Raw genomic sequence first — 2,901 nt, 5'->3', positions numbered from 1 at the left:
GGACAGGGGATGACATGGGGGCATGCAAGAGCCTGACGGGCGGCGGACATTAAAAAAGCCAGTCGGTGAGACCGACTGGCTTTGAGGGGGAGTGGCGTGATTATTCCACCAGGCTGGCCCAGAGGTCGTACTCGTCCGCTTCGTCGATGCGGACCTTGACCATGTCGCCGGGCTTGAGGCCGGTTTCACCGTTCAGGTAGACCAGGCCGTCGATCTCGGGGGCATCGGCGGCGGAGCGGCCGGTGGCGCCCTCTTCGTCCACCTCGTCGATCAGCACCAGCATCTCTTTGCCCACTTTACGGGCCAGCTTGCGGATGGAGACCTGCTGTTGCAGCTCCATGAAGCGCTGGAAGCGTTCTTCCTGCACCTCGGCTGGCACCGGATCCGGCAGCTCGTTGGCCTTGGCCCCCTCGACCGGGCTGTATTTGAAGCAGCCAACCCTGTCCAGCTCCGCCTTGTCGATGAAGTCCAGCAGCATCTGGAACTCTTCTTCGGTCTCGCCGGGGAAGCCGACGATGAAGGTGGAGCGCAGGGTGATCTCGGGGCAGATCTCGCGCCACTTCTGGATGCGCTCCAGGGTGCGCTCGACGGAGCCGGGGCGCTTCATCAATTTGAGGATGCGCGGGCTGGCGTGCTGCAGCGGGATGTCGAGGTAGGGGAGGATTTTGCCGTCGCGCATCAGGGGGATGACGTCATCCACGTGCGGGTACGGGTAGACGTAGTGCAGGCGCACCCACATGCCGAGCTTGGCCAGCTCTTCGCACAGGGCCACCATGCTGGTCTTGACCGGCATGCCGTCGTAGAAACCGGTGCGGTGCTTGACGTCCACGCCGTAGGCGGAGGTGTCCTGGGAGATCACCAGGATCTCCTTCACGCCGGCCTCTTTCAGGCGCTTGGCCTCGGCTAGTACTTCGCCGATGGGGCGGCTCACCAGATCCCCGCGCATGGAGGGAATGATGCAGAAGGTGCAGCGGTGGTTGCAGCCTTCGGAAATCTTGAGATAGGCGTAGTGGCGCGGGGTCAGCTTGACGCCCTGGGCCGGCACCAGGCTGGTGAAGGGGTTGTGGGTGGGTTTTTCCACGTATTTGTGGACGTGGCCCAGCACCTCTTCATAGGCGTGGGGACCGGTGATCTCGAGCACCTTGGGGTGGATCTCGCGGATCTGGTTCTCTTTGGCGCCGAGGCAGCCGGTGACGATCACCTTGCCGTTCTCGGCCAGGGCTTCACCGATGGCTTCCAGGGACTCCTGCACCGCGCTGTCGATGAAGCCGCAGGTGTTGACCACCACCAGCTCCGCATCGTCATAGCTGGGCACCACGTCGTACCCTTCGGTACGCAGCTGGGTCAGGATGCGTTCGGAATCGACCAGGTTTTTGGGGCATCCCAAGCTCACAAAACCAATCCTTGGGTGGTGAGACCTAATAATGCTGGAAGTTGCTTGTTGGACAGGTTGGTTGTCCAATGGCTGAGCCGGCGTGGTTGCAGGCGTCAGGCTCTCTGAGCTGGGGTCAAAACGGTTGACAGTCATAGGGTGTCGCTGGTCACTGATGCAAAAAAAAGATGGCGGATTATACCTGATGAGCAGGAAAGAGGAAGAAGTGATGTGTGCATTTTTTAACCTGTAATATTAGATTTCAATGTTCGATATTTTGTGTCTTTTCCTATGAGGTGAAGACGATGCGATCATCAACGACAGGGGCCTCGGTTACGAGTTCTGCCTCGCAGTCCTCAAGCCATCTACGGCCGCCAGCATGTGCGGGAGACCTACACTAAACAGTCAGGCAGTGCCTATTTGATTGCAACCTGCGTCATGGATCGCAGTCTGGTGTGTTCATCTTGCTGGTCGCTGCGGACTTCACTGCCCTTTACCTGCTTGGTGACAAAGCCGAGCTGGTCGAGTTGATTTCCAACCTCATCGGCGTGGTAATCGGTGTACTCCTGAATCCGCGCGACAGCGTGATTGCGTTTTCCTCGGTGCAGCCAATCAGCCTTAAACATGAAGGATATGTTCAATTCAATATCAATTTATTGCGTTGATGATGCTATCCGCAGTGACAATGACTGAATATACGATAACAGGCACAAGCAAATGAATGTGCGAACAGTTCCTCGGTCTGCGACCATGATCCCCACATGGCAACAGGGATGAGGTTCAGCATGAGTTAGCGGATTGCGAGTTCAATGGAACACGCCGTAAAACCCGCAAGGAGTCATTCCTAGCCCGTATAGATGTGTTGCTCCTATGGATGATTATGCTAGGGAAGGTGCGAATAAGTCATATGGCACGAGAGCATTTACTGGTAACCCATTGATATTAAATGACTAAAATTTTCATTTTTTGTTCGTGGGATACTTGTTCGCACTTTCCCTAGTACTGAACATAGTTCCAGACTACCTCGGTCAAGTTAAGAGGGGTGAAGTGTCTGGATCTTCAAGGGGGCAACTCTAGAAGTCGATAAGCTTTTCTTCATTGAGTTACAGTAGTAGCGCTTCAAGTATCAGGAGTTGCTCGTAAGCAGAGCAACTCCTGACTACACCGATAAGGGGGCAGGTAATTGTCGACCTGATGGGACGGATTGAGCATGGGGTCTGTCAATCAGCAATAAGTCGACGGGAGGGTAGGTAAAGATCAGCATTTTTGGTTACAGTTTAATCAAAAGAGGTGGTTTTCAACATTTTTCACATACCCCCACTTGAAAAATTATAAAAACTGTCCATTTACTAATAATAAGAGCGGTAATGAAATTTTATCGTTTCAACATTCCGCTGCTACGCCTGACTCTTATACACAAGTAGCGTCCTGAACGGAACCTTTCCCGTTTTCCAGGATCTGATCTTCTATGTGACTCCCAACATAGTAACGATCATGATAACTTCTGCTCTTCATCGTACGGCTGACTG

General features: G+C 54.3%; 2 protein-coding genes. One reads left to right on the top strand and one right to left on the bottom strand.

Features of this window, described 5'->3' with window-relative positions:
* Nucleotides 1–100: 100 nt before the first annotated feature.
* Nucleotides 101–1,528 carry a 30S ribosomal protein S12 methylthiotransferase RimO gene (gene rimO, locus C3418_RS23210; RefSeq protein ID WP_223917418.1) on the bottom strand — a complete coding sequence of 476 codons (1,428 nt, stop codon included), beginning with the start codon at nucleotides 1,526–1,528 and terminating at the stop codon, nucleotides 101–103.
* Between the two features lie 299 nt (nucleotides 1,529–1,827).
* On the opposite strand from rimO, the gene C3418_RS24245 reads away from it, so the two are divergent.
* Nucleotides 1,828–2,037: a hypothetical protein gene (locus tag C3418_RS24245; protein WP_103261748.1), complete on the top strand. Its 210-nt coding sequence runs from the start codon at nucleotides 1,828–1,830 to the stop codon at nucleotides 2,035–2,037.
* The last annotated feature ends 864 nt before the right edge of the window (nucleotides 2,038–2,901 follow it).

Source organism: Aeromonas sp. ASNIH8, assembly GCF_002919855.1.
Lineage (GTDB): Bacteria > Pseudomonadota > Gammaproteobacteria > Enterobacterales > Aeromonadaceae > Aeromonas > Aeromonas caviae.
This window is presented reverse-complemented; position numbering and strand designations above follow the sequence as displayed.